Genomic DNA, 24,398 nt, shown 5'->3' on the forward strand with positions numbered 1-24,398 from the left:
ATACCATTCATAATGAATATACAACAACACAACCGCCGACCCGGCATCTGCCAAGGCCCGGCGGTATTACTATATCAAGACAAACCGCTACTTTTCTATAATGGAAGTTAGAGGATGACGGTTCCCCTTTATCTCTCTCAGAAATGCTTTTGCCGAACCAAAATTCAAATATAAATCCAAACGCACCGGCAAATGGTTTTTATCATCAGTTACATAAAAGGTTATTACCTCTTTTTCTTTTCCTTTTTTATACTCTACCAAGGAAAAGACCAAACAACGGTATTTCACACCATTCTCCGCCTTAAAATTCTTCCGGCCACGATAAATCAATGTTTGCTGCTCTACTTTAGTACCTGTAGCCATATCAAACAATATTTTATCGCCGACTTTATAGTCACTTACATCAAATGAACGTGCCCTCATCAATATGCTCAGCATATCAAAGATACACTCATCACTTTGGTCTTTCGATTTCACCGTATCCCGTTCCCTCCTCATACGACGCTGATCGGCAATACATTTCCCGTTTTTATAACTGAACCATACTTCGTCCACCGTATAGCGGTCGCCCTCTTCGGCTCCTTTACGAAAATAAACAGGTTCCAGACGACTGCTGGTAATACAAGTCAATGTATCACGCATCTTAAAAAAGAAATCAACTTGTCTGTTACTGACAGAAATCAAGTTACTACGAAAACAAGGTTTCCCCTGATAGGTAATAGCCTGCATGTCCATTTTTGCCTGTCCGGCAGCAACCCAAATGAATTTCCAGTTAAACTTTAAATCGTACACTAATTCTTCACCTGCCTGGATAGCTTCGTTTTGTGCCGCACATTGCGCCCTGGTTGCCATAATGGCAAACCAGCCGCACAATAATATGAGAATAGTTTTTTTCATCGGCCTAGTTTTCTAGCTCTTTCTTTATTTCTATCTTGCACCTTTTTGGTCTCTTCCGGTTTTTGTTTCTTTATTTCATCCAGCTTTTGCTTGTCTATAGGAATAGCATTCACATCCCAATTCTCTTCAAATTCAAAGTTAGCTTTCATTTCCCAAACTTTCGGGAAATAGAAAACCTCTTCAGGCTGAATCTTCTTATCATAATCTCCCGTATCCCAAACTCCGTTATTATTATGGTCGTTAAACAAACGTATATAATATTTCGTACTCGGATTCAAGAAATAGAAGTCCGCCGTTCCTTCCTCCGTTACCGGTTGTTGGCGCAATACATTTCCATTCGCATCCAACAACTCGGCAACAGCATGGGGAGCAGCTCCTTTTATATTCAACAAGATAGTTCCGTACTCGTCCATTTTCTTCACTTTCACCGTTTGCTGGACTTTGTCCGTATGCAGCCCATAAACACCAATAAACGCCAAAGAATCAATAGTCAACTGATATTCCTGCTCCGGTTGCCAATCTGCCAATATCTGATATTGACGTGGCATCAACGAGTCAGCCATAAAGAAGAAAGGAGCCGGTTGCCACACACTATCCACCTTTACTTCCATATGAATGGCCGCCGTGTCTATGCTTGCCACAGGTTCTTCAAAAGATAGATAGATATTCCTGTATATATCGAATGCTGACGGAGCATCGACGTTCATAGTCAGGAATTTAGTTGGTTCCACCCTGATGGTATCTCCTTTTTTCTCCCTTTTTTTACGTTCCTTCTCCTTTTCCTCATTCGCTTTTTTCTGCAATTTTTCCCGTTGCTCTCTTGTCAGTTTATTAGCCAGATAAATGGTATCGGTTTTGGGAACCAACCGGTTTAGTGTATCCGTATATAAATAATCCAACTGAACCTCCAGCGTATCCATCTGATAAACCAACGAATCCTTGATCCAATAACAAATTGAGTCGTTTCGTGGAGTCGTTTCTATAATAAACGCATCCTTCTCATCAAAGTTCAATCCTTTCAAAACAGGCAACGTATCGGCCGGCGCACTGAAAGATAATATAAAATGATTCTCTTTATCACGCTCGCTCTTGGACAGATACTGGCGGTTATTTATTCCCTTAAATGCTCTTAGAACAATATTATCCGGCAGAAAACGGGTATACCCCACTGTTTTAATCGTATCGATAGTCGCTGTATCCTTCCACAACGTATCCTGACGCACAGCAGCCTCCATGGAAGGAATAATAATAGAATCACAAAAAGCAATCATCTCGGTCTTGGAGTCATACAAATAATTCTGGTTACCATCCATCAAACCAAAGATATGATATTTACCAGGTGCGATACCGCGGATGGTAAAACGCCCTCGGCTATCAGTACGGGATACACGGTCAAACGGTTTCTTGACAAAAGCGCTATCGCTCAGATCTGCATGCAATCCCACCATCATACCTTTGACAGGTTCCAAATCAGCAGCAGCCAATACATTTCCGGAAACTTCCAGTGTATCAATGGCTTCTCCCGTAGAAAAAGAAAAAGCATAATTACCTAGCGGATTACCCTCATTGTTATCCACAATGGCATCCGAAAAATCAATGGTATAAGTGGTATTGGGTTTCAATGAGTCCATGAGGTTAACCAATACTCTTCTGCCGCTTGCCTTAATATCAGGTTGTTCCAATTGAGGAGGAGACACTACCACCTTCTCCGATGTTTTCTCTAATTTGATGAACTCATCAAATTCAATGGCAATCTTCTTATTCTTATTGTTTGTTGCATACGGCTTGGGAGAGCTTCTGATAAACTTGGGCGGCTCCTCATCATACGGACCTCCATCCGGTGTTCCCATGCTTGCGCAGGAATACACCACGATCATCAGCATCAACAAAGCAGGTAATTTATGTTTTTTCCAATTCATGTTCTTATTGGTTCAAGCTTAGCATTTCTTCTATATAATCACGCGTATTGCTCAATCTCGGCACTTTGTGCTGTCCGCCTAATTTGCCTTTTTCTTTCAGCCAATCGTGGAACAGATTAGGTCTCGCCACGATTATTTCCAACGGCTGCAAGGTAATATTTTTATGGCGTTTAGCTTCGTAATCGGAGTTAATTTGTTGTAAAGAAGTGTCAAGAACCCGACTAAAATTCTCTAAAGAATCCGGCATAACGGCAAATTCTATCAGCCACTGATGACGGCACTTGGCATGTGCATCCATGAAAACAGGAGCAGCAGAATAATCAATAATCTGTGCACCGGTCGCCTCGCAGGCTTTTGCCAACCCTTGTTCCGCATTATCCACCATCAACTCCTCACCAAATGCATTAATAAAGTGCTTGGTACGCCCTGTTATAACAAATTTATAGGGGTGTTTGTTGGTGAACTTCACGGTATCACCAATCATATAACGCCACAATCCGCAGGAAGTACTGATGACCATCGCATAATTTTTATTCAACTCCACATCTGTTAACGGAACAATATGAGGATTTTCAGTACCGACATCTTCCATCGGAATAAATTCATAAAATACCCCATAGTCAATCATCAGTAACATGGAAGGATCACTGAAATCATTTTGTAATCCGAAAAAACCTTCACTGGCATTGTATGTTTCCATATAATGCATCTTGTCGCTACGAATAAGCTGTTTATATTGTTCGCGATAAGGAGTAAAAGCAACCCCTCCATGAAAAAAAACTTCCAAATCAGGCCATACTTCCGCCAAATTATCCGTTCCCTTCACTTCCAGAATATGTTTCAGTACAGCCATCATCCATGACGGCACTCCTGAAAGATTGGTCACATTCTGATTCATTGTGGCACGAGTAATCCTTTCTACTTTTTCCTCGAAATCACTCAGCAACGCAATCTTTTTATCGGGCACCCGAATCAGATTGACCAACGGATTCACATTTTCAATCAATATGGCAGAAAGGTCTCCTACAAGACTTCGTTTCACATTATAGTTTGGTGCATGGCTTCCTCCAAGAATCAGACCTTTTCCAGAGAAAAAACGACTCTCAGGATTTTGTTGGAGATACAGCGCCACTGCATCCATACCACCCGCATAATGAATATCATGAAGTCCCTCCCTGCTGACAGGAATAAACTTACTTTTGTCATTAGTTGTTCCTGAAGATTTGGCAAACCACTGCACTTCTCCACGCCACAGGACATCTTTCTCTCCATGACGCATCCGTTCCACGTATGGCTTGATTTCTTCGTAAGTCTGTATAGGTACACGTTGAAAGTCTTGATATCTCTTTATGTCTTTATAGCCATATTTCAATCCCCACTCCGTATGGGCCGCATCCTTCATCAGCCGGCAAAACACTTTATGTTGGAGCGCCTCAGCCTGAGTTGCATACAAGGCTGTCGCTTTTTGTCTGGGCTTGAATAGCGTACTAATTAATCTGGTAGAATTCATTTGTCTTAGTATACGATTCGTTATATCTTGCAAAAATAGCTTATTTCTATATTATAATGGCTGATAACATTATTTTTTTTATAGTTTTCTACATTACTTTTATTTTTTGTTATCTTTACGGTCGCTTACAACTTAACATCAAAGGCTATGAAGATAGGAATATTGACATCAGGAGGAGACTGTCCAGGAATAAACGCCACAATTAGAGGAGTTTGCAAAACAGCGATAAATCATTACGGTATGGAAGTTTATGGAATTCATAGCGGATTCCGGGGATTGCTGGACAATGACGTAGAACCATTGACAGAAAAATCATTATCGGGCTTGTTAAATCTGGGAGGGACAATACTAGGCACTTCCAGAGAAAAGCCATTCAAGAAACGCCTGTCGGCAGCCTCGGAGGACAAACCGGCTTTGATGTTAAAGAATATCCATGATCTAGGTCTGGACTGTATCGTATGTATCGGCGGAAACGGAACCCAAAAGACCGCAGCCAAACTGGCCCAAGCAGGTGTGAACGTTGTTTCTGTACCTAAAACAATAGATAACGATGTTTGGGGAACAGACGTTTCATTCGGATTCGATTCTGCCGTGACCATTGCTACCGATGCCATTGACCGGCTGCATTCTACAGCCAGTTCACACCAACGTGTCATGGTTATTGAAGTGATGGGACATAAAGCTGGCTGGATTGCACTTTATTCCGGAATGGCGGGAGGCGGTGACGTGATTCTTATTCCGGAACTGTCTTATGATATTCATAATATAGGCAATACCATCATTGAACGCTTGAAAAAAGGGAAGCCCTATTCCATTGTTGTTGTCGCAGAAGGCATCAAAACCATGGACGGCAAAAAAGCCGCCGAATATATAGCCCAAGAAATAGAATATGAAACCGGATTCGAGACCCGTGAAACTGTACTGGGATATATCCAGCGTGGCGGCTCTCCTACTCCCTACGACCGTAATCTGGCCACTCGTATGGGTGGACATGCCACAGAACTGATTGCTTCCGGACAATTCGGACGAATGGTCTCTCTGCAAGGTGCGGAAATTGGCTCCATCCCTCTGAATGAAGTGGCTGGTAAATTAAAACTTGTCAATGAGAACCATGACCTGATTGTACAAGGCAAACGGATGGGAATCTGCTTCGGATAAGAAGCAGATTCAATCCTTTTCCATATACTTGGATGGAGACACTCCGAATTGCTCGGTAAAATGCTTTCGGAGCGTACGTGTATCACTATATCCTACCATTTCGGCTATTTCCTGAATGGAATACCTGTTCTCCATAATAAGGGAGGCAGCCTTGCTCATCCGTACACTCCGAATCATATCAATAGCAGCCAGTTCGCTACGTTGCTTTATTTTTCTATAAAGGGTAGGCTGACTCATATTCAATTGCTCCGCCAACATTTTTACATTAAAGTTCTCATTCGCCAGATTAGCTTCTATGACATGAATAATTTGCTGTATAAAATCATCCGGAGCATTATTCCCATCCGTTTCCGGTTCACTTTCCTGCTGCTTCAACATCAACGTCTTTGTATATATCCTCTTTAGGCGTTCCCGCTGGAGTATCAGGTTCCGGACTTTTGCCTTCAATACCTCCGGATTGAAGGGTTTCATCATATAATCATCCACACCTATTTTTGAAGCCTGCAACACATCCGCATCCTCAGCCTTTGCCGTCAGCATCAAAATAGGGATATGTGCTGTCCGAGGCTGCTCACGCAATTCCCGGCAACAGGTAAACCCATCTTTTACAGGCATCATTATATCAGAAATAATCAAATCCGGAATTTTACTCATTGCCACATCAACCCCCTCTTCACCGTTTGCCGCCTCATATACGGCATAATCTTTACAGAATAAAGAACAGACATAATGCCGGATTTCCTCATTGTCCTCAATAACAAGAAGAGATGTTTTTTTATTCGAAGGCTTGTCTTCCTGCCCTTCCGCCTGCATTACCGGTAACGGAAGAGCATATTCCTCCATCTCCGGAGCACCAACAATCTCATACCGGTCCTCTGCAAAATGTGCATTTCCCTCAGGAATCAATAATGTGAAAGTGCTACCCTTTCCGAGAGTACTGTCCAAATTCACCGTGCCATGATGAAGATCCATCGTAATTTTTAACAATACGCAAGCCTATACCTACCTTATTAGAAAACAAAGGTGTATTTTCTCCGGTAATAAATGATTCAAAAATCCTCCCCCGTAACTCTTCCGGTATTCCTTTACCTGTATCCGATATGATTATACTGCAAAATGAATATCCATCTATCTCGATACGGTTCATCTTAAAAATCACCTTTCCATTCGGAGATGTATACTTAAACGCATTAGATAATAAATTACGGATAGCCGAACTTATTTTTTCCACGTCTATCCATAGCAAAAGTGGCTCATTCAGCGATTCAACCGTAAAGTTAATCCCTTCTGTTTCTGCCAGTTCATGAAAAGGATCGGTTATCTGCTTTGCCAATACCACTATATCGACTTTCGAAATCCGGAGTTTAATCATACCTGCTTCAATCTTCTGCACATAAAGCAAATGATCGACCAATGTCTGCAAAGAGGTTCCATTGCGATACATGGCAGCCAGTTTAGTATAGACGGTGTCTGAAGGGCGGACGGTTCCTAACAATTCCTGCAGGGGAGATAAGATTAAAGTTAAAGGTGTACGCAACTCGTGAGCTGCATTCGTAAAGAAATTCTCGCGTTCCATCCGAATCTGCTTCTCCTTGTCACGCTCTACAGTAGCAGCAAATATCTCATGTTCCAAGCGCAACTCGTGCTCCAACCTCTTTTGCCGTAATTTAATACGCTGCATAACCATATAAACTATTATTCCTCCCAGCACCATCATACAGAAGCGGAAAAAGAAAGTTTCACTCCAATGAGGCAAAATCTCTACTCTCAACGAGGTTATTTTACTGTCTCTTTCATCCGGATAAATATTTTTCACCTCAAAAACATATTCCCCGGCAGGAAGGTTAGCATACGAAACTTTTTCCCCTCCGTTGGCCACAAGCCAATCAGGCTGATAAGGACGAAGCCTGTAACTATACTTCTGCTGGCTTTCAGAATAAGAAAGGTTATTGAACGTCAGCGCAAAGTCACGATTCGCATGATTCAACCGGACAAAAGGCGTATAGAAAATACTTTGTGAAAGAATGGTCTGCCCATTGACCTCTCTTCCTATCTCTACAGGTTTATTATTTACCTCCAATCCGGTAATCACGACAGATTCGGAAGTGGTAAACGCTTTAATGTCATCGGGGTTAAAATAAGTAAGATTTTTATTATTTCCCCAAAACAGGACATCCTCCCAATGCAGGACAGAACGGTTACTGCCCGCAATGTAATAATTATAAAACAAATGCTGATGACGGCTATAACGGGAAATACCTGAATTAGAGCCCAACCAGATTTGCCCGTCCGCATCCTCAGTCATGCAACCAATAAAGTTACTGCACAATCCATCCCGGGTAGTATATACATGAGTTATCGCATCCTGTCCGGGAGAGAAAACTGCCAGACCGGTCATGTATCCGACATACAGATTGCCATCGGACGAAGCTAATAATGAACGCACGGAATTCTCAGCCATACCGTACTTCTTTTCATAGCCGGTCTGCAATTCATTTTCATTTATCACTTTACATATACCATAATTCGCAGTGCCCAGCCAAAGCGTATGATCATCGGTTTCAGCCATAGCACGAATATAAAGAGGAGACAAGTTCTGTAATCCGGATACTTTAAAATGTATCTTCTTACCCCTGTTCGTTTCACGGTCGAATAACCAAAGTCCTTTATGTGTACCAATCCAAAAACGACCTTTGCTATCAAGAAATAGGGCCCAGACAGATGATTTGTTAAGGCCACCATCTTCCGTGATCAATCGCAATATCTTGAATGAGCGTTCTTTTTTACAATAACAGGTCAATGAACCATCTAAATTTCCAAACCATAAATTTCCTTTCTCATCTTTCAGACTGCACAACACTGTCTGTCGTTTTTTCACATCTTGATCTCCCACTTGAAAGAAGTCTATTTTTTCCGAAGTATCAAACGCTGTCCGGCTCCGCATAATTCCTTTATGGTATGTTGCCAACCAAAGATAATGATCGTCATCCGCTACAATAGAACAAATCTCATTATGCCTGTCCTGATAAAAACAATTATAAAACTGCATACGCAAATCCGACCAGATAACTCCTCCACCATCCGTACCTATCCACAGAATACCATGTGAATCGTAATAAGCCGCAATCATCCTCGTTTCAAGATTGCGGTACATCAAAGAAGAAGTGTTACTATAAACTTCCGTCAATATCTCGTCCTGATTATTTTTATCTATTGTCATCACCGTATATCCATTCCACGTTACGGCCAGATATTTATTCTCATTTAATTTGATAACGCTGAAAACATCTGTATGAGAAAGTCTGTCGGATACCGGAGCCACATGATAAGTCAACTGCTTAATTTTCCCGGTTCGTTCATTATAATAAATAACCCCATGAGCAATTGTAGAAATCCATATCCGACCATCATCATACAAAACAGAATTTACAGACAGGCTACCGGTACGCCCCAAGTCAATCACCCGAAAGGAATTCAGGTTTGTCGCATCCAACAAGATAATTCTACCTTTTTCATCAATCAGGCAGATACTTTTTTTATCCGAAGAATAAGTGATGGCAACCAAAAGATTATCCTGATTATCCCAGCCTGTATATTTTTCTTGAACCCGAAGTCGAAGCTCACCCTCTTTTGATGCGCACCGCTTCATTAAATGCAGCTCACTCCCGGAAATCACCCAAACCAACGAATCGTTCTTCTGCAACATCCCCCAAGATGGAATCCTTTTTTCCGAGGAAGAAACCACAGACAAAAACCGCTCTTTTTTCAAATCAAATGCAGAAAAGACACCATTATCCACAAATGCCAGCACCCCGTCAAAAACCTCCTTTAAGTTTGAGATACTAGGATAACTATTACTTTGTTCAAAATTCGTAATCTGCCTGCCGTCATAACGACTCAGTCCGTTTCGGGTTCCAAACCAAACGAAACCTTCTTTATCCTTATAAACAGCAGATACGGTATTGTCGGCCAATCCGTTTTGCATATTGAGCAGATGCACGTCTTTTTCTAAAAAAGCATAACACACATCCGGCAGTAATATACATACTCCAATTATAACCAGTGATAAGATTTTAAGGTTCATATTTAATTCATTACCTATAGCAAAGGAATAAAATAAAAAAGAGATAGCAACAAAGATTCACGAAAAAATATAGAGATGCATTAAACATGCATGCTGAATGAAATGAACGTGTATTAAGCCACTTCACTGATTAACATACATTTGCAATGTATTAACCTAATGTCTAATTAAAAAATAGAGAAGCATGAAAAAAATCTCAATTCTATTTTTGATATTGCTTTGTAGCTGTACATTCCTGTACGCACAGCAATTCAGCATCACCGGTGTAATCACGGATAAAAAGCTCAAAGAGCCTATTATCGGTGCCAGTGTCATTGTCAAAGGGACAACCAATGGAACGGTGACAGACCTTGATGGAAATTTCACATTACAAGTTTCAAAAGAAAATGTGTTGGTTATCTCTTTCATCGGATACATCACACAAGAAATTAAAGTCAATGAAAACCAATCTTCGTATAACATCCAAATGTCTGAAGACACACAAACGTTGGATGAGGTTGTCGTAGTCGGTTTTGGTACACAAAGAAAAGCTAATCTGACAGACGCTGTAGCTACAGTAGATACTAAAGTACTAGATTCCCGCCCCGTCAGTAACTTAGGCCAATCATTACAAGGTACTGTTCCCGGTTTAAATTTATCTGTTGGAGGATTAGGAGGACAATTAGGACAAACAATGAACGTAAACATTCGTGGAACAGGTACGATTTCTACAGGTTCTAAAGCTGCTACGTTAGTTTTAATTGACGGTATAGAAGGCAATATGAACAATCTGAATCCGGATGATGTAGAGTCTATCTCCGTATTAAAAGATGCAGCCGCCAGTTCTATTTATGGTTCACGCGCAGCATTCGGCGTGATTTTGATTACTACTAAAAAAGGTAAAGCAGGAAAAGCCAGTATCTCTTATTCCGGAAATGCCCGTTATGCCGGTCCTAACCATTTGCCGGATTTAATGAATTCCTATCAATTCGCTAATTATTTTAACGAAGGTAGTATTAACGGAGGAGGAAAAGCTATTTTTGATGAAGATACCATGGAACGTATCCAGCAATACATGAATGGTGAAATTACAACCAGCACTATTGCCAATGCAAATGGTAACTGGCAATTCCATGAAAAAGCCAATGACAATGTAAACTGGTACAAAACCCACTACAAATGGGCATGGTCTCAAGAGCATAACCTGAATATCAACGGAGGCAGTGATAAAAGCCAATATTATGTATCAGCCAACTATCTGGATCAAGACGGCAACCTGCGTTACGGAAATGATTCCTATGAACGTATTTCAACCAATGCAAAATTTAATGCACAGCCTTTTAAATGGTTGGATATAGAAGTCAATACTAAATATGTTTATACCAAATTAGACAACCCTCTTTACAGCGACATGAATGGCTTATTCTATCATGATGTGGCACGCCTATGGCCTACAATGCCGTTTAAAGATCCTAACGGTCACTATATGCGCAACGGAAAATTGGGACAACTTACGAATGGAAGCCGTTCCATTACCAGTAATAATAACGTTTATCTGCAAGGACAACTTGTTTTTCATCCTTTGAAAAACTGGAATATATATGCAAACGTAGGGTTACGCTTGATTGACCAAGTACAAAGACAGAATCTGAATAAAGTATACGAACACAATGTAGCCGGAGAAGCATTAGAGCTGGCATATGGTGGAGAATATGCAGTAGGACAAACCGGAGCCATGCAATATTGGACTAAAGCCAATCATTTAACAACCAGCTTATATAGTGATTATTCTTTTTCATTCGATGAACATCAATTCAAAGTAATGGCAGGAGTCAATACAGAAAAATACAACAACCGTTATCTTTCTGTGAAACGTATGGATCTCATTACCGAATCAGTACCCGAAATCGGCACTGCAACAGGCGAAGATAAAATAAATGAAGCCAGTGCTTACACTTGGGCTACAACGGGGTTCTTTGGACGTATTAACTATGATTACTCTAATAAATATTTTATTGCCGGTAACTTGCGCTATGACGGTTCTTCTCGTTTCCTCCGAAAAGACCGTTGGGGACTGTTCGGTTCGTTTTCTTTAGGCTGGAATATGGCGGCCGAAGATTTTTTCCCGGTAGATGAAAATATTATCAACCAATTAAAGCCTCGTGTATCCTGGGGTACACTAGGTAATCAAAATACGAATTCTTATTATCCCATGTATTTATTGCAAACAGTCAAGACCAATGGAGGAAGCTGGCTAATGGGAGACTCTAAACCAACAGTTGCCGGTATGCCCGGAACAATTAGCAGTTCATTGACTTGGGAAACAGTACAATCCTTAAATATTGGTTTTGATTTAGGAATGTTCAGAAATCGACTTAACGTAAATTTCGATTATTTTATCCGTAAGACATTGGATATGGTCGGTCCGGCTTCTGAAGTTGCTTCTATCTATGGCATCGGTATGCCGGCAAGCAATAACACAGACTTACGCACCAAAGGATGGGAAGTAGCCGCCAGTTGGCGTGACAGAATAGGACAAGTTAATTATAATATAGGCTTCAACATGGCAGATTCCCGCTCATTTGTCGACAAGTATCCCAACAAATCCAAATCACTCAGCACCTATTATAAAGATCAGGAATTAGGAGCCATTTGGGGATATGTAACTCATGGAATAGCTAAAAGCCAATCGGAAATGGACGAATGGACAAAAGATAACAAGCCTTCATGGGGCTCAGGCTGGGGAGAAGGTGATATTATGTTCGAAGACCTTAATGGAGATAAAGTAATCAACGAAGGAGCTAATACAGTAGACGATCCGGGAGACCGCAAAATTATTGGTAACTCCACCCCACGTTTCAGATTTGGCTTAGATTTAGGAGTTGAATGGAAAGGTATCGACTTTAGTATGTTCTGGCAAGGAGTCGCAAAACGCGATTTATGGCTGGATGGTCCCATGTTTTGGGGAATCTCAGGAGGAGAATGGCAATCAACCGGCTTAAAAGAGCATTTGGATTATTATCGCCCAGAAAATACAACTTCTGTATTTGGTCCCAATACCAATGCTTATTTTCCCAAAATGTATATGAGCAAAGATATGAATCAAAAAGTACAAACGCGTTACTTGCAAAACGGTGCCTATGCCCGTTTAAAAAATATCCAACTAGGGTATACTTTCCCGACACAAATCATCAACAAACTACATATGCAGAAATTACGTGTATATGTCAGTGCCGAGAATGTATTGACTATCACCAGTCTACCTAGCGGTTTTGACCCAGAGACAACTTATTCAAATTATTCTGATGGAAACTCCGGCAAAACTTATCCACTGCAAACAACTATATCTTTTGGACTAAATGCAACATTCTAAATAACAAAACATATGAAAAAGATTCTATTATATACATTCATAGCCGCTGCAAGTACTCTTACGACTTCATGCAATGACTATCTGGATTGTGAACCTATCACTTCCGTCAGCACTAATGTTTATCTTTATTCTGAAACAGACCTGGCTGCTTACGCTGCTAAATTTTACAATGACAGTGAAAACGAAAATAATGGAGAATATGGCAATATTCTCCCATCCCATGGTTCTGCTACTTATAATTTAGGTCTGTTCCAAAAAGATAATGGAACCGACAATCAGACTGCCGACTCACCAAGCAAACTCTTCGTAAAAGGACAATACCATGTCGGCGATGACGACTTATGGCATAAATATTTCCGTAAGATACGTGCGACCAATTATTTTATCCAAACTGTAACCGAACGCTATGAAAACGGAGAAATATCCGGTAATGATGCCAATATCAGACACTATATTGGCGAAGTATATTTCTTCCGTGCCTATATTTATCTCACAGCATTGCAGAATTTGGGTGATTTCCCCATTCTGACTGAAATATTACCGGATGATTACGATGCCATACGTGAAGCTTCCAAACGGCGTCCACGGAATGAAGTTGCACGCTTTATCTTATCTGATTTAGATAAAGCCTATGAATATATGCTCCCCAACGCTCCCGTAAGTAACCGATTAAACAAAGACTGCGCTGCATTAGTAAAAAGCCGTACAGCCCTATTTGAAGCAACATGGGAAAAATATCATAAAGGAAGCGCATTTGTTCCCGGTGGTCCCGGATGGCCTGGTGCTTCAATGGATTATTTAAAAGATTTCAGCTTTGATATCGATGCTGAAATTAAATATTTCCTACAGCAAGCAATAGAAGCAGCTGATATCGTAGCTCAAGGACATAGCTTGCACAACAATTATGCCGCACTATTTAATTCTATTGATTTAAGCGGAATAGATGAAATTTTATTATGGCGTAAATATAGTGTCAACTCAGATGCCACTTCTTTCCACTTTGTCGTAAGCTATTTACAACGCAATGGCGGAGGTAACACAGGTTATACGCGCTCCATGGTAGATTCTTATCTGATGGCTGACGGCCTACCTATTTATGCCAGTACCAGTTATCAAGGAGACGATACATACGAACATATCTTTACCGACAGAGACGGACGCATGGGACAGACGATTTTAAAAACCGGAGATCTGTTATCCGACGATCCCAATTTCGCTACTTGGATAAAGAAGAGTGATGGATATGGCTACTTTTACCGCCCTGAAATTTTCGAGGCCCAAAAAGAAAATAGTAATCCGACCGGATATTGTCTGCGCAAAGGATTGAACACATCCGGAGATATGCAATCAACAAAAGAGTCCTATACAGGATGTCCCATCTTCCGTGCAGCAGAGGCCTACCTGAATTATATAGAAGCTTATTACGAATTAAACGGAAATCTAGGTGGCAACTGCGATAAATACTGGAAAGCTCTTCGTACACGTGCCGGTATGAGTACAGACTATCAAAAGACCATAAACAATACAGACATCAGTAAAGAAAAGCAAGATTGGGGAAGTTATTCTGCCGGTCAACAAATTAATACAACTCTGTACAATATCCGTCGTGAACGACGTATCGAATTGGTATCAGAAGGGTTCCGTATGGCAGACTTAAAACGTTGGCGTGCTTTGGATCAAGTAAAAGATGTGCATGTGCAAGGATTTAATTTTTGGGATAGCATGTATCAGCTGTACACAAATCCTCAAGCCGAAGATGCTGCAACCCCAATTGCCAAAATAACACTTTTAGAATATGGCGTAACAGACAAGACAGCCAATATTTCAGCAAAATCCGACCCATATGCAGAAGGAAAATATTTATTACCTTATCGTAAAAATGCTGCTAATATTGGTTTCAGTGGACTAAATTGGAATACAAGCAAATATCTGTATCCTATTAGTAACAAGCAATTCCGCCTGACTACCGCTGTTCCGGGTTCTAACGAATATGAAAGTTCTACCATTTATCAGAATCCCGGATGGAGCAGAAATGATGGAACTTTACCTGAAGGTGAATAAGTTTTCAAAACAATAACAAGCATTTATGGGAAGGAAAAGGAAATTTTCCGAAAAGTTTTCCTACCTTCCCATAACATATTCACATTATATGAATATCTTTGTTTTAATGATGAAGTTTTGCTGATGCTATTTATCAACGCTTAAAATAAGAGCTTTTTAAATTAAGTTTTTGACAATTACACAATAAAACACAATCAGTCAGGAATGATGAAACCTCTATTAACCCTTTGCAGATTATGAAGAAAAGACTTAATATATTCTTGCTGGCATTCCCTTTGTGTCCAGTATTCCAGATTCAAGCTCAAGAAAAACCTAACCTGGTCTTCATCATGGCAGATCAATGGAGAGGAGATGCTTTAGGTTGTCTCGGAAAAGAACCTGTCAAAACACCTTGCCTGGACCAACTGGCCCGTGAAGGAGTGAATTTCACCAATGCTGTCAGCAGCTATCCCGTATCTTCACCGGCACGAGGCATGTTGATGACAGGCATGTATCCGCATAAGAACAAAGTAACAGGCAATTGCAATTCTGCCAACGCTCCTTATGGAGTAGAACTTCCACAAGATGCACGCTGCTGGAGTGATATACTTAAAGCCAATGGATACCAAACAGGATATATCGGCAAATGGCATCTGGATGCTCCTTATGAACCGTACATAGATACTTACAACAACCATGGTGCAGTTGCTTGGAACGAATGGTGTCCAAAAGAACGCCGGCACGGTTTTGACTATTGGACCGCTTATGGCACTTACGACTACCATTTAAAACCCATGTACTGGGACACTGACGCTCCCCGGGACAGTTTTTATTATGTCAATCAATGGGGACCGGAGTATGAAGCCGACAAAGCGATTGAGTACCTCAACGGACATATAGATAAAACGCAGCCATTTGCCTTAGTCGTATCCATGAACCCTCCACACACCGGTTACGAGTTGGTGCCCGACCGATACAAGGAGATGTATAAAAACCTGAATGTAGAGGCATTATGTACCAACCGTCCCGACATTCCCGCCAAAGGCACTGAAATGGGCGACTATTTCCGAAACAATATCCGCAATTACTATGCCTGCATGACCGGAGTCGATGAAAATATAGGTCGGATAATCAACGAATTGAAACGCTTGGGTTTATTTAAAAATACTATTGTAGTATTCACTTCTGACCACGGCATCTGCATGGGGGCTCATGAACAAGCCGGAAAAGATATCTTTTATGAGGAATCCATGCGAATTCCCGTCCTTATCTCATGGCCGGAAAAAATAAAGCCGAAAACCGACCGAACAACCATGATAGCTTTTGCCGACTTGTATCCGACCCTGCTTTCCATCATGGGCTTTCAGCAACAAATACCGGAAGAAGTACAAACATTCGACCTCGCTTCCGTTCTCCTCTGCGGAAAAGAAAACAACCGCATTGTCCAACCCTATTATTACATACAGTCATCCAATCCGACAACAGGCTACCGGGGATTACGCACCGACACACATACGTTTACTATCCATGCAACCGATGGAAAGGTAGATAAGATTATTCTATTCGACAGGAGATCAGACCCTTATCAAATGAATAATATAGCTATGCAGCATCCCAAACTGGTAAACCGACTGAAAAGCCAATTAAAAACATGGCTGCAAAAAACAGAAGATCCATTTTTAAATTATTTATAACCCATGAAGATACTATATACATTCCTTCTCTTCCTTATGAACTGTGTACTGAGTGTTGCACAACCGGAAATCATTGTACCCAAACCGCATCAATTGAAATGGCATGAAGCGGAAATGGGAGCCGTATTTCATTATGACCTCCACGTATTCGACGGCATCCGCTACGGACAAGGCAATAACCGTATCAGCCCCATTGAAGATTATAATATATTTAATCCTACCCAACTGGATACTGACCAATGGATTCAGGCAGCCAAAGCCGCAGGCTGCAAATTCGCCGTACTCACAGCCACGCATGAAACCGGCTTCGGATTGTGGCAAAGTGACGTAAACCCATACTGCCTGAAAGCTGTAAAATGGCGTGACGGCAAAGGAGACATTGTCCGCGACTTTGTCAACTCCTGCCGTAAGTATGGTATCCAGCCGGGCATCTATGTAGGCATCCGGTGGAATTCACTTCTGGGTATCCATAATTTCAAGGTAGCCGGTGACGGAGAATTTGCCGCCAACCGACAGGCGTGGTATAAACGCTTCTGCGAGAAAATGGTGGAAGAACTTTGCACCCGCTATGGAGATTTATATATGATTTGGTTTGATGGCGGAGCCGATGACCCACGAGGTGACGGTCCTGATGTGGAACCCATCGTCAATAAATACCAGCCAGACTGCCTGTTCTACCACAACATAGACCGTGCTGATTTCCGCTGGGGAGGTTCAGAAACCGGCACAGTGGGATACCCCTGCTGGTCCACTTTCCCGGCCCCCTGTTCACATCATAAACGTATTGAAAGCCAAAAAGACCAAATAGCCTTATTAAAACAAGGTGACCCCGAAGGAAAATACTGGGTACCGGCTATGGCAGACAGCCCCCTGCGTGGTGCCAACGGCCGCCACGAATGGTTTTGGGAACCCGATGACGAGAATAATATCTATCCATTGACAACGTTGATGGATATGTACGAAAAATCAGTGGGTCGCAACGCTACGTTAATCATCGGGCTGACCCCAGATCCCGATGGGTTATTGCCGGCAGGTGACGAACAGCGTTTAAAAGAATGGGGAGAAGAAATAAACCGGCGCTTTGGTACACCATTGGCGGAAACCCAAGGCCGGAAGCAACGGCTTACGCTGAATCTGAATGAAAAACAACCGGTCAACTACTGCATCATCCAAGAAGACATTGCCAAAGGCGAAAGAATACGCCAATACAAGATAGAAGCGAAAGTCAACGGAAAATGGCAGACAGTATGCTCCGGCGAGTCTGTGGGACACAAACGCATTGCGCACTTCGAACCGGTAGAAACCACCGCCTTGCGCCTCACCGTAACCCAATCCGTTGCCGTACCCGAAATCAGACATTTCAGTGCCTATAACGTAACCCTCAAATAAAAAATCATGAGAGAATATAAAGCAATATTCATTTGTATCCTGATTTGCAATGTATTTGTTTGTCCGAAATCCTTCGGGCAAACAGATTACACATATGAAAAAGGAAAGTCATTCAAGAACACAAACGCTTTGTCAATGACAGATACGATTGATTTAACTTCCATTTCTTCTCCCATACCCTATAAGAAATCCATACCCGGACAAACCCAGACTATTGCCTGTCCGGTACGGTTACCCGGGTACGTCCGAGGTATTTTCTTCAGCCGAGACTCCCGTCCGGGAGATTTTGAATGGCCCAACAATACCAACCGGCTCCTACCTTGGGTGTTCAACGATTTAAAAGAATTAACCGACACCCGCTATCCGGGAATACCTTCCAATGCAGCCCCATCTACGTTGGGAGATGCATTACTGCTGGAACTGACAAACGGAGAATACTTGTTTGCCAAAGCTGTTGCCGGCCGTAACAGTTTAAGCTGGCTGCAAGTAAACGATAACGGCTCTGTCACCCTATATGTATCCACCTTAGGAAAAGACTATCTGAAACCGGAAGTCCCTCTTCTACTCATCCGACAAGGAAAAGATATTTATTCAACCATTCGGCAAGCCTATCAAGCGCTGATGAAAAATACGGAAACCGCCGACTTAAAAAGCCGTACAGCCAAGGAATATTTCGAAGCTTTCCGCTATCTCGGTTGGTGTACATGGGAACATTATCATGATGATATAAACGAATCCAAGGTAATAAACGATATGAAAACGATAGAGGCATCTGGCATTCCTATCCGGTATGTACTGATTGACGACGGTCATCTCGCCCACAAGAACAGGCAACTGACCGGTTTCATACCGGATAAACAACGTTTCCCGTCGGGATGGAAAAAAATCATGTCATACAAAAAAGAAAATAAAATCAAATGGATCGGACTGTGGTACAGCCTTTCGGGATACTGGATGGGATTATCCCCCGAAAACGGATTTCCACAAGTCATCCGACAAGCCCTATACCCACACGCCGGCAGCCTTCTGCCAGGAACGGACAGCACCCGCATCCGTTCCTTCTATCGCTACTACGTCAGCACCTTAAAAGAACAAGGATTCGATTTTCTGAAAGTAGATAACCAAGCTTTTACGCTGCCACTCTACATGGGAGGGCATGAAAGTATCCGCCAGGCAACCGACTGTAACCGAAGCCTGGAAGCCGAGATCCACCGGCAAAATATGGGATTAATGAACTGTATGGCACAGAACATCATCAATACCGACCATACGTCATACAGCAACAGCACCCGTGTCAGCATAGACTATAAGAAATATGATGAGGATATGGCAAAATCACATCTATTCCAGTCTTATACCAATACCCTGCTACTAGGACAAACCGTATGGCCCGACCATGATATGTTTCATTCCTGCGATACCGTTTGCGGCACTTTGATGGCACGTTCCAAGGCCATTTCCGGAGGTCCGGTCTACCTGTCGGACGCCCCCGGGGACTTTATCAAGGAAAACATCTTTCCTTTAATTGACAAACAAGGCAAACTGTTCCGCCCCGAAGCTCCTGCCGTACCTATGCCTGAATCTATACTGACCAATCCATTATGGAGTGGAAAAGCATATCGAGTAGCAGCTCCCTCAGGCAACGGAGCAATGACATTAATCTGTTACAACCTGAATGTTTCCCCCCGACATCAGCAAGTCCAGGCCACTATAAAAAAAGAAGATTATTCTCTTCGGAACAGTTTTGAGAAAATGTCTGCCACCCCCGAAGAACGCGTGCTGCTTTATAATTGGGAATCACAAAAGGCAGAAGAACTATCAGACAGCAGTACATTCGAACTTATCGGATTTACAGACAAACTGTTTCATCTCTGCCCCATACGGAAAGGATGGGCAGTCATTGGCATACAGGAAAAGTATCTGTCCCCGGCCACCGTCCAAACTATCTCTTTAACAGAGAACCGCTTGGTGCTGAACGTACTATGTACAGGTACACTAAAAGTATGGATAGAAAATTCCGGCAAGCAAGAACTGAGAAGTATTTCCATAGATACCCCCCAAAAAATTGTAATCGAAAAATAACTTATAAAACTAGCCGATATGAATAAAAAACTACTTGTATCTTTCGCTCTCGCTTCCTTAACAGGAATCTCGACGCAAGCAAAAGAAAAAATGTCTTCAGAAACAACCCAACAACGTCCCAATATCATCTTATTTATGGTGGACGACATGGGTTGGCAAGATACATCCTTACCTTTCTGGACACAGAAAACACATTATAATGAAGCCTACGAAACTCCCAATATGGAACGTCTGGCCAAGAAAGGGATGATGTTCACACAAGCATACGCCTGCAATATCAGTTCCGCTACCCGTTGCAGTCTGATAACGGGTGCTAACAACACCCGACATCGTGTAACAAACTGGACACTTGAAAAAAACAAAGCTACCGACAGACCAAGCAATACAATAGAATTGCCAGACTGGAACTACAACGGAGTCAGCCAAGTAACAGGAACGCCCAATACCTTTGTCGGCACTTCTTTCGTTGAGTTACTCAGACAGAACGGTTATCATACCATCCACTGCGGAAAAGCTCATTTCGGTTCTATTGACACACCGGGAGAGAACCCTACCCATTGGGGGTTTGAAGTAAATATAGCCGGACATGCCGCCGGTGGTCTGGCTACTTATCTGAGCGAACAGAACTACGGGCACACCCGCGATGGAAAGCCCTATTCACTAATGGCCATCCCCGGCTTGGAAGATTATTGGGGAACAGGTATATTTGCAACAGAAGCCCTGACACAAGAAGCCATCAAAGCATTGGACAAAGCAAAAAAGTACAATCAACCTTTTTATCTATATATGGCACATTATGCCATCCACGTTCCTGTTGACAAAGATATGCGCTTCTTCCCCAAGTATATTAAAAAAGGACTTAGTGACAAAGAAGCCGCATATGCATCCTTAATTGAAGGAATGGATAAAAGTCTGGGGGATTTGATGAACTGGTTGGAAAAAAATGATGAAGCAGACAATACCGTTATTATTTTTATGAGTGACAACGGAGGGCTAGCTGCCGAACCCGGATGGCGCGACGGACAAATTCACACTCAAAACGCTCCTCTCAATAGTGGCAAAGGCTCCTTATATGAAGGAGGAATACGCGAACCAATGATTGTAAGCTGGCCCGGAGTAGTCACCCCGAATACTCGTTGTGACAAATATCTTATAATTGAAGATTTTTATCCTACCATACTTGAAATGGCGGGTATCACAAACTATAAGACAGTCAACCCTATAGACGGTATCAGCTTTATGCCCCTGCTGAAAGGTACAGGAGACCCGTCCAAAGGACGCGCACTGGTATGGAATTTCCCTAATATCTGGGGTAATGACGGACCAGGCATCAATCTGGACTGCTCTATCCGCAAAGACGAATGGAAACTGGTCTATTATTATGAAACCGGTAAAAAAGAACTTTTCAACATACCAAATGATATCAGTGAAAAAAATGATGTAGCAAAGCAACATCCCGGCATCGTAAAACGGCTCTCCAAGGAATTAGGGAACTATTTGCGAGCAACAGGAGGACAACGTCCCACATTCAAAGCCACAGGAAAACCCTGCCCATGGCCTGATGAAATCTAATTCCCGTCAGTATATGAAATATGCCCGACTACATTTTCTTGATGTAATCGGGCATATTCCAATGTATTATGTATTCCTGCCGGACATACCCAAAACCACCGGAATAGCCAATTAATAAATTATAAACAATATCGATAAAATCCGCTAAGCGTTTTCCTTAAAAGCCTTTTCTTCCGCTTCACTGATTATCTGCTCGACCACATCCGTTTTCTTAATCTCCTCCAAAGAAAGATCCGGAGTAACGGCCCCACTGTCTGAAGGCTTACTATCAGAAACCGTTACCTCCTCCTGAGGCAACTCACGGGCAGTCTTAGCCGCAAAAATACATTCAATAAAGCCGGAATCATTCTTTATTTTTCCCAAAGCCACACGCGCAGCCATTTGCTGAGACTCTTTTTTAGAATAACCGGTTCCTTTTCCTCCCGAAATACCTTCCACCAGAACTTCACTCTCGAAAGTCGGATTATATCCCTGATCGTGTGATTGGGTTATCAGCTCAAAGGTAACCTCAAAACGATTTTTCTGGCTCCATTCTATCAACTTGGATTTAAAGTTTACCTCCTTACGGGAAATCTTCTCCAAATTTATATAAGGCCCAATAATACGATGCTCCATGAAATATTTACAGGCACGATATCCCCTGTCTAGATAAATAGCACCTACCAATGCTTCGAATGCATTGCCGCACATATAGCTGTTATGAGAAGACTGGCGGGCCGTATACTTGATCAGCTTATCCAAACCAATCTCTATAGCCAAACGATTCAATGTTTCACGCTGCACTATTTTAGAGCGGGTATTCGTGAGAAAACCCTCACGCTTTCCTTCAAACCTTTTGTAAACAATATCTGCCACCACAGCATCCAGAATAGCATCCCCCAAGAATTCCAAACGCTCATTATTAAGCAAACGCCCCTTTTCAGACTTCACTGATAAAGATTTGTGAAGCAAAGCCTGTTCGTAGATGCTAATGTCTTTGGGATAGAATCCAAGCATCTTATAAAAACGAAGATAAGACTCCCTATCCTTACGAAAAAGAAGTCTTATCCTATCCTTTATATTGCTAAACACGATTATTCAGCATATTTTTTTACGATTACACATGCATTATGTCCACCAAAACCGAAGGTATTGCTCAATGCAGCGTTTACTGTACGTTTCTGAGCTTCGTTGAACGTGAAGTTCAAGTTATAATCAATGTTTTCATCATTATCACCTTCCTCATGGTTGATAGTGGGCGGAACAATGTCATTCTTCACAGCCAATACGCTGGCAATAGCTTCTACCGCACCGGCAGCACCCAACAAGTGTCCTGTCATAGACTTAGTAGAGCTGATATTCAGTTTATAAGCGTGATCTCCAAATACATCCTTGATAGCTTTCACTTCTGAAACATCACCTACAGGAGTTGAAGTTCCATGTACATTGATATAATCAATATCTTCCGGTTTCAATTCCGCATCTTCCAATGCGTTCAACATCACCAGTTTAGCGCCCAATCCTTCCGGATGAGAAGCTGTCAAGTGATAAGCGTCGGCAGAAGCGCCTACACCGGCAAGTTCCGCATAAATCTTGGCACCACGTGCTTTTGCATGTTCCAATTCTTCCAAAATCAGACAGCCTGCGCCTTCACCCATCACAAAGCCATCACGGCTTGCACTAAACGGGCGGGATGCACGTTCCGGATCATCATTACGGGTAGACAAAGCATGCATAGCGTTAAAACCGCCCAAACCGGCTTCAAAAATAGCAGCTTCCGCACCACCTGCCACAATTACATTTGCTTTACCCAAACGGATATAGTTAAATGCATCGGCAATAGCATTTGATGAAGATGCACAAGCAGAAGTTGTTGTGAAGTTAGGACCGTGGAAACCATACATGATAGAGATCTGTCCCGATGCAATATCAGCTATCATTTTGGGGATGAAGAATGGGTTGAATTTCGGTCCGACAGTATCTTTATTCAGTGTATAATTAGCTACTTCCTCTTCAAAAGTATGAATACCTCCGATACCTACACCGTAAATTACACCTATTCTATTCAAATCTTCTTTTTCGAGGTCCATTCCAGAATCCTCCACCGCTTCTTTAGCAGCTGCAATGGCATACTGTGTATACAGATCCATTTTGCGAAGTTCTTTACGGTCAATGTAATCAGTTCCATTGAAATTCTTCACTTCGCATGCAAAATGAGTCTTGAATTTAGACGCATCGAAATGAGTAATAGGTCCTGCCCCGCTTACCCCCTTCACCAGGTTTTCCCATGTTTCTGCAACATTGTTACCTACAGGAGTAAGAGCACCAAGACCTGTTACTACTACTCTTTTTAATTCCATATTATAAAATAAGGATAATTACTTAGCGTTAGCTTCGATATAAGAAACGGCGTCACCTACTGTACCAATTTTCTCAGCCTGATCATCAGGAATAGAAATACCGAATTCTTTTTCGAATTCCATAATCAGCTCTACAGTATCCAGTGAATCTGCGCCCAGATCGTTAGTGAAGCTTGCTTCTGTTGTAACTTCTGATTCTTCTACACCTAATTTATCAACGATAATAGCTTTTACTCTTGATGCAATTTCAGACATAACTTTAATTTTTTAGTTAATAAATTGAATTATTTTATTTTCTTTGCGGTTGCAAAGGAATAAATATTTCTTGGGCTGAGCAAATATTCAGGCAAATAAATGCAGAA

At 41.9% G+C, this 24,398-nt stretch carries 13 protein-coding genes and 1 pseudogene; 7 read left to right on the top strand and 7 right to left on the bottom strand.

The window, feature by feature from the left end:
* Window positions 1–87 precede the first annotated feature (87 nt).
* Genes BVU_RS05255 through BVU_RS05265 form a run of 3 tightly spaced genes read right to left on the bottom strand, consistent with a single transcriptional unit; the run spans window position 88 to window position 4,326 of the window.
* The gene (locus BVU_RS05255) at window positions 88–897 is read right to left on the bottom strand and encodes a DUF3108 domain-containing protein (RefSeq protein ID WP_005844302.1); all 810 of its coding nucleotides are present in this window, start codon (window positions 895–897) and stop codon (window positions 88–90) included.
* Window positions 894–2,816, bottom strand: a complete 1,923-nt coding sequence (locus BVU_RS05260; protein ID WP_011965018.1) for an Ig-like domain-containing domain — start codon at window positions 2,814–2,816, stop codon at window positions 894–896. Before BVU_RS05260 ends, BVU_RS05255 begins: the two co-directional genes overlap by 4 nt.
* 4 nt (window positions 2,817–2,820) lie before the next feature.
* Window positions 2,821–4,326: a GH3 auxin-responsive promoter family protein gene (locus BVU_RS05265; RefSeq protein ID WP_008781347.1), complete on the bottom strand. Its 1,506-nt coding sequence runs from the start codon at window positions 4,324–4,326 to the stop codon at window positions 2,821–2,823.
* A gap of 147 nt (window positions 4,327–4,473) precedes the next feature.
* On the opposite strand from BVU_RS05265, the gene BVU_RS05270 reads away from it, so the two are divergent.
* The gene (locus BVU_RS05270) at window positions 4,474–5,484 is read left to right on the top strand and encodes an ATP-dependent 6-phosphofructokinase (RefSeq protein ID WP_005844296.1); all 1,011 of its coding nucleotides are present in this window, start codon (window positions 4,474–4,476) and stop codon (window positions 5,482–5,484) included.
* Between the two features lie 9 nt (window positions 5,485–5,493).
* Here the strand turns inward: BVU_RS05270 and BVU_RS05275 are convergent.
* Window positions 5,494–9,568, bottom strand: a pseudogene (locus tag BVU_RS05275) (two-component regulator propeller domain-containing protein).
* A gap of 184 nt (window positions 9,569–9,752) precedes the next feature.
* Between BVU_RS05275 and BVU_RS05280 the strand changes: the two are divergent.
* From BVU_RS05280 to BVU_RS05305, 6 genes are all read left to right on the top strand, one after another.
* The gene (locus BVU_RS05280) at window positions 9,753–12,920 is read left to right on the top strand and encodes a SusC/RagA family TonB-linked outer membrane protein (protein ID WP_011965019.1); all 3,168 of its coding nucleotides are present in this window, start codon (window positions 9,753–9,755) and stop codon (window positions 12,918–12,920) included.
* A gap of 12 nt (window positions 12,921–12,932) precedes the next feature.
* Window positions 12,933–14,981, top strand: coding sequence for a RagB/SusD family nutrient uptake outer membrane protein (locus BVU_RS05285; RefSeq protein WP_011965020.1), 2,049 nt, complete (start codon window positions 12,933–12,935; stop codon window positions 14,979–14,981).
* 236 nt (window positions 14,982–15,217) lie between these two features.
* Window positions 15,218–16,654, top strand: coding sequence for a sulfatase-like hydrolase/transferase (locus BVU_RS05290; protein WP_011965021.1), 1,437 nt, complete (start codon window positions 15,218–15,220; stop codon window positions 16,652–16,654).
* Window positions 16,655–16,657: 3 nt separating this feature from the next.
* The gene (locus BVU_RS05295) at window positions 16,658–18,043 is read left to right on the top strand and encodes an alpha-L-fucosidase (protein ID WP_011965022.1); all 1,386 of its coding nucleotides are present in this window, start codon (window positions 16,658–16,660) and stop codon (window positions 18,041–18,043) included.
* 6 nt (window positions 18,044–18,049) lie between these two features.
* Complete coding sequence (locus BVU_RS05300; protein ID WP_011965023.1) at window positions 18,050–20,125, top strand: Sip1-related alpha-galactosidase; 2,076 nt, start codon at window positions 18,050–18,052, stop codon at window positions 20,123–20,125.
* An 18-nt stretch (window positions 20,126–20,143) separates the two neighbouring features.
* Window positions 20,144–21,697 (top strand): sulfatase, encoded by a 1,554-nt coding sequence (locus BVU_RS05305; protein ID WP_005850140.1) that lies wholly within the window; start codon window positions 20,144–20,146, stop codon window positions 21,695–21,697.
* Between the two features lie 144 nt (window positions 21,698–21,841).
* On the opposite strand, the gene rnc is transcribed toward BVU_RS05305, so the two are convergent.
* The 3 genes from rnc to BVU_RS05320 are packed head-to-tail and all read right to left on the bottom strand — an operon-like array spanning window position 21,842 to window position 24,291.
* A complete protein-coding gene (rnc, locus tag BVU_RS05310; RefSeq protein WP_005850138.1) occupies window positions 21,842–22,768 on the bottom strand; it encodes a ribonuclease III in 927 nt (308 codons plus the stop codon).
* Between the two features lie 2 nt (window positions 22,769–22,770).
* On the bottom strand, window positions 22,771–24,036 hold the full coding sequence (gene fabF / locus BVU_RS05315) for a beta-ketoacyl-ACP synthase II (RefSeq protein ID WP_005850136.1): 1,266 nt from the start codon (window positions 24,034–24,036) through the stop codon (window positions 22,771–22,773).
* An 18-nt stretch (window positions 24,037–24,054) separates the two neighbouring features.
* The gene (locus BVU_RS05320) at window positions 24,055–24,291 is read right to left on the bottom strand and encodes an acyl carrier protein (protein WP_005844276.1); all 237 of its coding nucleotides are present in this window, start codon (window positions 24,289–24,291) and stop codon (window positions 24,055–24,057) included.
* Window positions 24,292–24,398: the final 107 nt, after the last annotated feature.

This window comes from Phocaeicola vulgatus ATCC 8482, from assembly GCF_000012825.1.
GTDB lineage: Bacteria > Bacteroidota > Bacteroidia > Bacteroidales > Bacteroidaceae > Phocaeicola > Phocaeicola vulgatus.